The organism is Phocaeicola sp. HCN-6420, assembly GCF_037890145.1.
Lineage (GTDB): Bacteria > Bacteroidota > Bacteroidia > Bacteroidales > Bacteroidaceae > Phocaeicola.
In genome coordinates this window covers 1-8,641 of the sequence record NZ_JBBKBJ010000049.1, presented here as the reverse complement: position 1 = coordinate 8,641, position 8,641 = coordinate 1, and the positions used below count along the sequence as shown (strand labels likewise).

The 8,641-nt window shown below is 55.1% G+C and carries 11 protein-coding genes; 2 read left to right on the top strand and 9 right to left on the bottom strand.

Annotated elements, in window-relative coordinates; genetic code table 11:
* From WKT12_RS15985 to WKT12_RS15945, 9 genes are all read right to left on the bottom strand, one after another.
* A partial coding sequence (locus tag WKT12_RS15985) for a DUF4141 domain-containing protein (RefSeq protein WP_340320296.1) occupies positions 1–213 on the bottom strand: 213 nt, incomplete at its 3' end.
* Positions 214–236: 23 nt separating this feature from the next.
* Entirely contained in the window at positions 237–617 is a 381-nt protein-coding gene (locus WKT12_RS15980; protein WP_007366509.1) for a DUF3876 domain-containing protein, read from the bottom strand.
* Positions 618–666: 49 nt separating this feature from the next.
* The gene (locus tag WKT12_RS15975) at positions 667–3,171 is read right to left on the bottom strand and encodes a TraG family conjugative transposon ATPase (RefSeq protein ID WP_005850488.1); all 2,505 of its coding nucleotides are present in this window, start codon (positions 3,169–3,171) and stop codon (positions 667–669) included.
* Positions 3,168–3,500 (bottom strand): DUF4133 domain-containing protein, encoded by a 333-nt coding sequence (locus WKT12_RS15970; protein WP_007366512.1) that lies wholly within the window; start codon positions 3,498–3,500, stop codon positions 3,168–3,170. The genes WKT12_RS15975 and WKT12_RS15970 overlap by 4 nt, the downstream gene beginning before the upstream one ends.
* 10 nt (positions 3,501–3,510) lie before the next feature.
* Positions 3,511–3,822 carry a DUF4134 domain-containing protein gene (locus WKT12_RS15965; protein WP_009016663.1) on the bottom strand — a complete coding sequence of 104 codons (312 nt, stop codon included), beginning with the start codon at positions 3,820–3,822 and terminating at the stop codon, positions 3,511–3,513.
* Positions 3,823–4,024: 202 nt separating this feature from the next.
* A complete protein-coding gene (locus tag WKT12_RS15960) occupies positions 4,025–4,759 on the bottom strand; it encodes a hypothetical protein (protein WP_007366514.1) in 735 nt (244 codons plus the stop codon).
* Between the two features lie 20 nt (positions 4,760–4,779).
* Positions 4,780–5,127, bottom strand: a complete 348-nt coding sequence (locus tag WKT12_RS15955; protein WP_028899187.1) for a DUF3408 domain-containing protein — start codon at positions 5,125–5,127, stop codon at positions 4,780–4,782.
* Between the two features lie 2 nt (positions 5,128–5,129).
* Positions 5,130–5,570: a DUF3408 domain-containing protein gene (locus WKT12_RS15950; protein WP_007366516.1), complete on the bottom strand. Its 441-nt coding sequence runs from the start codon at positions 5,568–5,570 to the stop codon at positions 5,130–5,132.
* 2 nt (positions 5,571–5,572) lie between these two features.
* Entirely contained in the window at positions 5,573–6,622 is a 1,050-nt protein-coding gene (locus WKT12_RS15945; RefSeq protein ID WP_007366517.1) for a ParA family protein, read from the bottom strand.
* A 421-nt stretch (positions 6,623–7,043) separates the two neighbouring features.
* Between WKT12_RS15945 and mobA the strand changes: the two genes are divergently transcribed.
* Complete coding sequence (gene mobA / locus WKT12_RS15940; RefSeq protein WP_005809224.1) at positions 7,044–7,472, top strand: conjugal transfer protein MobA; 429 nt, start codon at positions 7,044–7,046, stop codon at positions 7,470–7,472.
* Positions 7,451–8,641, top strand: a 1,191-nt coding sequence (gene mobB, locus WKT12_RS15935) for a conjugal transfer protein MobB (RefSeq protein ID WP_340320295.1), incomplete at its 3' end; no start/stop codon positions are given. The genes mobA and mobB, both read left to right, overlap by 22 nt.

The window sequence follows — 8,641 nt, the reverse complement described above, 5'->3', positions numbered from 1 at the left end:
GTCGTAATACTTCTTGCCCTGCTCGTAGATTTTCACCGTTTCCTGAAAGTTATTCACCATGTTCGTGGCGGTCTTCGAGGTGTGGATGATGTTCTTCGAGGCATTGATGATGCCCTGCGCCAGATTGCCCGGATCGCTCACGACCCATTGGGCGGAAGCCCTGCCCGCGAGAAGCAGGCACAGGCAGATGACGAATGTTATTCTTGTTCTCATGTTTCTTTGGATTTTAGCGGTTCTTATTTTCCTGCCGGAGTTTCCGGCTGCGGCTTCACACGCACGTAGTCCCCGTTCGGTGAGAAGGTCAGCACGTCGGTGGCTTCGTTATACGCCACGTCGATGCGGAAGCCGGTGTTCATGAACAGGTTGCCGTTCTCCTCCTGCAAGAGGTAGGTTTCCGGTTTCAGCCTGCGGCGGATGCCGCTCCGTTTGAATACCGTCACCTTGTAGGCTTCGCCCTCCTTGTAGATAAGCACGTCGGGCTTGCCCTCCACGCTTTCCCAATTCCCGCACAGCAGGTCGCGGCGGTTCTCCGCCACGTCGCAGGATTGCAGCACCATGACCGCCAATCCGATCAGACACTTGCTGACTTGCAGCATCTTCATTCTTGATATGCTCATACGCTTTTCTTTTTTCGTTGATAAATCTGTTTTACCGATTATTGATTACTTACTGCTTGTTTCTCCGTCTTTCGGCAAGCTGTCGGATGGCGGCTTCGATGTCGCCGCCCAATTGCTCCGCCAGACGGTACACCTCCACCTTTTCCGTTTCCTCGGTGGTGTACGCCAGATACTCTTCCGCGCTCACCTCGGTGGCATAGACCGCCGACTGCGTGCCGCCCAAGCCTATCCACACCTCCTTGTAGAGCCGTGAGGGGTTGTTCGCCATGTTGATGGAGAGTATCTGCGACTTCTCCTTCTCCGTCAGTCCGAGCAACGCCTGAATCTGGTCGAACTTGTTCATGTACTTGCGCTGGTCAAGCAGGATTTTACAGTCCGAGTTGTTGATGATGCTCTCCTTGACGACGGGCGAGGAAATGATGTCGTCCACCTCCTGCGTCACCACGATTGCCTCACCGAAGTATTTGCGCACCGTCTTGTACATATAGCGCAGGTAATCAGCCATGTTCGCCGACGAGAGAGCCTTCCAAGCCTCTTCCACGATAAGCTGCTTTCTCACACCTTTCAGACGCCGCATCTTGTTGATGAAGGCTTCCATGATGATGATGGTCACTACCGGGAACAGTTCGCGGTTGTCCTTGATGGAATCGATCTCGAAGACGATGAACCGTTTGCCCAGCAGGTCGATGTTCTCCGCCGAGTTGAGCAGGAAGTCGTAGCGTCCGCCCCGGTAATACTGCCGCATGGTGGTGAGCATGTTGTCGATGTTGAAGTCCTCCTTCTCCACCTTGATGTCGCGTTCCGCCAGTTCCCTGCGGTAGTCGTCGCGCATGTACTCGTAGAAGGTGTTGAACGAGGGGACGATGCTCCGGTCAGCCCTGATGCGCTCGATGTAGGCACTCACGGCACTGCCCAATTCCCCGCTTTCGGTTTTCGTCACCTTGTCGTCCTCCGACTTCCAGAGCGTCAGCAGCAGCGTCTTTATGCTGTCCTTTTTCTCCACGTCGAACACGTAGTCGTCGGTATAGAACGGGTTGAAGCTGATGGGCTTCTCCTCCGTGTAGGTAAAATACACGCCGTCCGTGCCGCCCGTCTTGCGCCGTATCATCTCGCATAGCCCTTGATAGGAGTTTCCCGTGTCCACCAATACCACATGCGCGCCCTGCTCGTAGTATTGCCGCACGAGGTGGTTCATGAAGAACGACTTGCCACTGCCCGAAGGACCTAATACGAACTTGTTACGGTTCGTGGTGATGCCCCGCTTCATCGGCAGGTCACTGATGTCGAGGTGCAGCGGTTTTCCCGTGAGCCTGTCCACCATCTTGATGCCGAAGGGCGAGAGCGAGCTGCGGTAGTTGGTTTCCTCCGTGAAGAGGCACACCGCCTGTTCGATGAAGGTGTGGAAACTCTCTTCCGCCGGAAAGTCCGCCGCGTTGCCGGGCATAGCCGCCCAATAAAGTGTCGGGCAGTCGATGGTGTTGTGGCGCGGCACGCACTCCATGCTTGCCAGCTGGCTGCCCACGTCGTTCTTTATGTGCTTCAGCTCTTCCGCGTCGTCGCTCCACGCCATGACGTTGAAGTGCGCCCGCACCGAGGTCAGCCCGTAGGAGTGCGCCTCGTTCAGGTAGCGGTCTATCCACTCGCGGTTGATGCTGTTGCTCCGGCTGTATCGGGATAACGACTGCATATTCCTTGCGGACTTCTCGAATTTTTGAAGGTTCTCCTCGCTGTTGTCGATAATCACGTACTGGTTGTAAATGTGGTTGCAGGAGAGCAGCAGCCCCACCGGGGAGGCGAAGGAGAGGCGGCAGTCCGAGCGGTCGGTGGAGAGTTTCTCATACCGTGTGTCGGTAGCCACCGTGCCGGGAAGGTCTTCCGCGTCGGACAGGGTGTGCAGGCACAGGCGATTGTCGCCGATGCGCATCTCCCGTGCCGAGAGGTCTATGTCCTGTAACGTGGCGTCGCCTTCGGGCATGAGCGAGAAGTAACGCTCTATCAGTCCGGCTTTGCCGTCTGTCCCCACGATCTCGTCGGTGGAGAGGCGGCGCAGCCTGACAAAGCCGCTGTCGTTGATGATGCGCTCGAACTGTTCCGCAGCCTCCATGAACTTCGCGGCTGTTTCCTTGTCCAGTTCCTTCGGGATGATATGCCCCCGGCACAGCGTGCTGAAATTGCTCTGCATCCGGTTACGCTCCTTCGTCGTCTTGGTCAGGTAGAGGTAGCACGTGTGCTTCAGGTACGGTCGCTCGTTGAAGTGCCGCTCGAAAGAGCGGCTCAAAAAACTCATGTCGTCCTTGTGAAGTTCCGGCGTGTACTTCTCCTTGATGAACCAGTCCTGCTTGTGGACGACGGAGAAGTCCGGCAGCACCTTGATCGCCTTGCACCAGCAGCCGTGTATAGCCTCGTACTCCGCACCCGTCACGGTATAAAGCTCCGGCAGTTCCACCTCGAAAGCCACCGTGATGTCGGCGTCTTTGGAGATGATGCAACCTTGCTCCACCGCCAATAGCGGGAACTTGTTTTCCAGTGTTGTCATTTTGGATGTATTCCTCATGTCGTTTCTTCCTTTCGTTTCCGTTTGAATAATCGGGTGATCCGCCGCCGGTTGATAAGGTATCGGGGATGGCTCCTTGTTGCCCCTAATTTCATCAGTCCGTGTTCGCCGTACCGGGCGTTCAGCGCGAAGGTCTGCCATACGAGGATGGAAGACGATGCCACGCCGAAGCCGATACATACCCACTGGTCGATGCCGACCATGTAGAGGATGACGAACAGGACGAAGAGAGCCAGCAGACCTCCGCAGAAGATGAAGAGGTACTGAGCCTTCAAACCCTTGAACTCTACCGGACGGCCGATACCCTTGTTTATCGGGTATTCAGCCATACATTGTTTATTAAAGGAAGAATGAGCGCAGGATGGTGGCGGCGACAATCAGGAAGATGCACGCCCCGAACCACGAGGCGGCAGTCTTGGATGTGTCGGGATCGCCGGACGAGAATTTCCCATACACTTTCACGCCCCCGATAAGCCCGACTACCGCGCCGATGGCGTAGATGAGTTTCGTGCCGGGGTCGAAGTACGAACTCACCATAGAGGTGGCTTCGTTGATGCCCGCGATGCCGTTTCCCTGCGCGAAGGCGGAGGCGGTTGCGGCAACCAGAAGTGCCGCAGAGAGGATAAGTTTCTGTCTGTTGTTCTTGTTCATAAACTGTTCTTGTTTTGTGCCGTCCAAAGGGTGGATGGTCCTTTGTCGGGCGGTTGATACTCGATTACTTTACTTTGGTTTAGTGGGTTGCCCGTTTGTTTCTACGGACTTGGGTGTGTCCGTTGCGAATTGGCTGTACCTTGTACCGCCGTGCGCGTGGGTGATGCCGTCTTACGTTTTCATTCTCATTCTTTTTTAGTCGTTATACATAGTTGCGGATGTCGAAGTTCTCAATACTGTCCGGGACGACAAAATCCTTTTTCGGTTTATTCTTCTTCAGCCGGATTTCGATAAGTCCCTTGATGCGGATGCTCATTTCAGACGAGCCGGTCATCAGCTTCTCGTACAGCTCCGTCCCTTCCATGTCGGTGAAGACCTTTGCCGCCCGCTCCCGTTCCGTCGTTGTCGCTTCCGGGTTCTTGGCGGTTCTGACCGCATCGTCTATCTCGTCGAAACTGCTTCCCGATGCCCTCGGCGCGTCGGGCGTTTCTTCCTCCGGCTCGTCCTCCCCGAACTCCAGTTCCGAAGGCGTGAGGCTCGTGAAGGTTTCGTCGAGTTTATCCTCCGGGACTTGTGCGGGACGGGACACGGTTTCCGTGTTTCCGTCGTCAAAAGTAGTCTCTTCCTCCGTCAGCTCAATGCCTTTTTCCGAAGTGGCGGCTTCTTGCGTCGGTATGGCAGCGGTTGTCCGGGGCGATGCCATCCTGAAACGGCTCTTGCCGATGATGTCCGGGGTGTCTGCGGGCGGTGTGTCCCTTACCGTTTCGGGCTTTGCCGCCGTGCCGCCCAACGACCGCCACACTCCGGCTATGCTTCTTAGGAAGCGGACAAGTCTGGTTTCCATGATCCTGTCATAAAGGAGCAGGAACAGGAACCACAGGTTGCAGCCGACCGATACGGTCAGCAGAATATCAGTCATGCTTATTGTTTCACTCATGCACGTTCTCTTTTTGAGGGTTAAAATACTGCGTCGTAATTCTGGGCGTAAAGGCTCTTTATCGCCTCCTCGCACTGGTTGAAGTGGTGCGTAAGCACATGGTCGATGTAGGCGGACAGCGACAATTTGTCATGCCCGATCACACGGGTGATGCGCATGATGCGGTCGTGGTACTCCGGACGCACATACGCCATCTTTCCCTCGCGTGCCTTCACTTCGGCTTCACGGATGAACAGCCGTTCATAGTCCTTTTCACCGCATTTGCCGCCTAACGGCACGGGGGATAGGATTTCCACACTCGCCTGCACTTGGGCAAGCATACCGCCGCCGTCATGCTGCGGACTTCTGTTTTTCTGGTTCTTTTCCATATTCAAATCAAGTCTTCACGTTGTTTCTTGTACAGTTCGTTTATTTTCTCCTTGTGCTGTTCCAGATGTTGGCGCAGCACGGTGTCCACGTAGCCGCCTACCGAGATTTCACGCCCGGCGATGTCGTTCACGATTTTGAGAATCTTGCTGTGGACATCGCGGCTGATATAGACGCACTGGCGCGTCTTTATCTCGTTGCGGCGGAGGAACAGCCCGGAATAGTCGTCCTCCTGCCGTTTGCGGCGGACAGTGTCCCTCTGCGGTTTTTCCTTTGCCGTGTATTGCGCGGGCGGCGGTTCCGTTTCAGGGACGCTTTTTTCTTCGGGAGCAGGCGCGGGCGGCTCCTGCGCGTGGTACAGGGTCCCGTCCTGCCTGCGTCTGCCGATGGAGGCTATCAACAGTTCCTCGTCAATGCCTTCGGTGTTCACTTTCCTGCTGCCCATGATTATTGAGGTCTGATGATACGGCTTATCTCTTCCGAGAACTCACGGATGCCGCTCCCTTTCAGCAGGGACGCATCCATCGGGAAGATGGTCGAGCGGAACACGCTCTTGCGCTCTTCCGAGAGGTCGCGCCGGAACTTCTTGCTGTCGGGCAGGCGGGTGGACAGCACCGGCAGCCCCATCTCGGCGATCACATCCTCATACAGGTCGTAAAGCCCGTTCTTCTCCCTGCCGTCCACCATCGTCCAGAACAGGTACAGCCCTTTTGTTTTCGCCTGTCCCGTCGTCATGAGGTTGTCACGGAACATCACAGCGAATTGCAGGGTGCTTTCCACGACAAAACGGTCGGCACTCATGGGCGCGAAGATGTAGTCCATCTGCGAGAGGGTCTTGACCACGCCGTTGCTTTTCAGGGTTCCCGGCATGTCGAAAAACACGATGTCGGGTTTCACCTCTTCTTCGGCAAGCATCCTTTCGGCATCATCGAGGGCGTTAAGGGCGTCGCTTGCGATGACCGGGTAGGCGTTCTTCCTTATCTTGCGGAAGTGGTCACACGCGAGTGCCTTGAAATAGAGGCTCCCGCCGATAAGTCCCGTTTCACGTTCACGCAACCCGTGTATGCTGTGCTGCGGGGTGTCGCAGTCTATGACTGCGACATTGTGTCCTTTCACGTTGTGGAGGTAGTTGGCGGCAAGTGCCGTGACGGTGGATTTGCCGATACCCCCTTTCTGTGTTGCGAATGCAACGAATGTTTCATTACTCATGGTTCTGTTGGTTTTAATGGTTGATGAATTGTTTTCCTGCTCCGATACGGAATCGGTGACATGTATATCCGCGTCCGCGAATCTCTGACTGTCCGGTTCGTCACGTATCCGCTTCAACGGTGGGGCAGGGATTCGGATAACTGATGAATGACGACATTGCGTCATGAAGTCATTGAATCCGTGAATCACCGCGTCATTGTAAAACCGGGTATCCGAAGGTTCGGGTATCCGGTCAGGCAAATAGCCGCCGAAGCGGTTTGCCGGGTATTTGAAAGCCTCATTTTTCATATCTTCAAATCGTTCGTTTCTTGAATCATGCTGCAAATAAACAAGGATATTTTTGAACCTGTATCACTTCCCCGACAAGTGGCGGCATGTTGCGCCGGTTGGCACTGATTGTCCGGGTCAAGCCTCTGTCCGATACCGCTTTAAGGGCGTAACTTTGCACCCGAACGGCAGGGTTCGCCGCAGGTGGCGCAGCCCGGAGTTTGAAAGGCATTCCCCCAATCCGGCCCCGACGGATTTTTATGTTCGCCTGAACATAGCAAGGTATGTTTTCAGCCGCTCAAAATATTTTGAGCAGCCACGAAAACGCCTTGCCCTTGCAGGGGGGCGGGCTTACCCTCCGAAGTCGGGAAGCCTCTCAAACCTGCGGTGCTGTGCCTCGAAGCGGCGGCTTATGCCGTCAAACCGCTAAATCCAAAGTAATATGAGTGAAAAAAGAAGAAACAAAGGCGGGAGAAATCCCAAACTCGATCCGGCGGTGTTCCGCTACACCGTCCGTTTCAGCGAGGAGGAACACAACCGTTTCCTCTCCATGTTCGAGAAGTCGGGCGTTTACGCCAAGTCGGTCTTCCTGAAAGCGCACTTCTTCGGGCAGCCGTTCAAAGTGCTGAAAGTGGACAAGACGCTGGTGGATTACTACACCAAACTGTCCGATTTTCATGCGCAGTTCCGCGCGATAGGCACGAACTACAACCAAGTCGTGAAGGAACTGAGGCTGCATTTTTCCGAGAAAAAGGCGATGGCGTTGCTCTACAAGCTGGAGCAACAGACCGTCGAACTCGTGAAACTGAGCCGCCGGATTGTGGAACTTTCAAGAGAGATGCAGGAAAAATGGTCGCAAAAATCAGTGTAGGAAACTCGTTGTACGGCGCACTTGCCTACAACGGGGAAAAGATCAACGAGGCGAAAGGGCGGCTTCTGACAACCAACCGCATCTACAATGACGGTTCGGGGACGGTGGATATCCACCGGGCTATGGAGGACTTTCTCGCTCTGATGCCCGTGCGGTCGAAGGTGAAGAAACCGGTGGTGCATATCTCGCTCAATCCGCATCCCGACGATATTTTGACGGACACAGAACTTCAGGACATCGCACGGGAGTATCTGGAGAAGATGGGGTTCGGCAACCAGCCGTATCTCGTTTTCAAGCATGAGGACATCGACCGCCACCATCTGCATATTGTGACGGTCAGGGTGGACGAGGAAGGCAGGAGCATAGACACCCGGAATAACTTTTACCGGAGCAAGCAGATAACACGCGAACTGGAACGGAAATACGGGCTGCACGACGCGGAACGCAAGAACCGCCGTCTTGATACGCCGCTGCGCAAAGTGGACGCTTCTGCGGGCGACGTGAAGAAGCAGGCGGGGAATCTGATTAGAGAACTGAACCGCAGATACAAGTTTCAGACGATGGGCGAATACCGCGCCCTTCTTTCCTTATATAATATGACGGTGGAGGAAGCGCATGGCAATGTGCGCGGACGTGAGTATCACGGGCTGGTCTATTCCGTCACGGACGATAAGGGTAACAAGGTCGGTAATCCTTTCAAGTCCTCACTGTTCGGGAAGTCCGTCGGCTATGAAGCCGTACAGAAGAAGTTTGCCCGTTCCAAGCAGGAGATTAAGGACAGGAAACTTGCTGACATGACGAAACGCACCGTCTTTTCCGTGCTGGAAGGCACGTATGACAAGGAGAAGTTTGTTGCCACGCTCAAAAGGAAGGGCATCGACACCGTGCTACGCTACACGGAGGAAGGGCGCATCTATGGAGCCACGTTCATCGACCACCGCACGGGCTGCGTGTTAAACGGCTCACGCATGGGCAAGGAACTTTCTGCCAACGCCTTGCAGGAACACTTCACGCTGCCTTATGCCGGACAGCCGCCGATTCCGCTCTCCGTTCCGGTGGAGGAACTGGAGAACAGGCAAGGATATTCCGGAGGGGAATACGAAAGCCATTCCAGCGGCATGAACCTGTTTGCCCCCGAAGGTCCGGCAGTGGACGCTGAAGAGGAAGCC